The organism is Streptomyces calidiresistens (genome assembly GCF_014141525.1).
In the GTDB taxonomy this organism is placed as follows: domain Bacteria; phylum Actinomycetota; class Actinomycetes; order Streptomycetales; family Streptomycetaceae; genus Streptomyces; species Streptomyces calidiresistens.
In genome coordinates, this window is record NZ_VKHS01001379.1 from 1 (window position 1) to 781 (window position 781).

The window sequence follows — 781 nt, forward strand, 5'->3', positions numbered from 1 at the left end:
GGCCGGGGGGCGGGGGCGTGCCGGGCATGGTGTCAGATCCGGTATCCGGCGCCGGGCACCGTGGTGATCACCGGCGGCTCGCCCAGGCGGCGCCGCAGGGTCATGACGGTGACCCGCACCACGTTGGTGAAGGGGTCGGTGTGCTCGTCCCAGGCCTTCTCCAGGAGTTGCTCGGCGGAGACGACGGCGCCCTCCGCGCGCATCAGCACCTCCAGGACGGCGAACTCCTTGGGGGCCAGGTGGATCAGTCGGCCGTCGCGCACGACCTCGCGCCGATTGGGGTCCAGGCGGATGCCCGCGTGCTCCAGGACCGGGGGCAGGGCGGGGGCCGAACGGCGGCCCAGGGCCCGCACCCGGGCGACCAGCTCGGTGAAGGCGAAGGGCTTGGGCAGGTAGTCGTCGGCACCGATCTCCAGCCCCTCGACCCGGTCGCTGACGTCACCGGCGGCGGTCAGCATGAGGATGCGGGTGGGCAGGCCGAGATCGACGACGCGACGGCAGACGTCGTCCCCGTGGAGCACCGGCAGATCGCGGTCCAGGACGATGACGTCGTAGTCGTTGACCTCGACCCGCTCCTCGGCGGCCCCTCCGTCGTAGACGACGTCGACGGCCATGCCCTCGCGCCGCAGGCCGGTGGCCACGGCGTCGGCGAGCAGGTGTTCGTCCTCGACGACCAACACGCGCACGCGGTACCTCCTTCTGTCCTGTGGTTCTTCTCCGCCGGCGTCCCCGTCGGCCGTCCCCCCGGCCCCCCGCGGGTTCCCGTTGGCGCCCCGTCGAC

General features: G+C 73.2%; 1 protein-coding gene. It reads right to left on the reverse strand.

The features are described from left to right. Window positions 1-32: 32 nt before the first annotated feature. Complete coding sequence (locus FOE67_RS27410) at window positions 33-686, reverse strand: response regulator transcription factor (RefSeq protein WP_182667507.1); 654 nt, start codon at window positions 684-686, stop codon at window positions 33-35. Window positions 687-781: the final 95 nt, after the last annotated feature.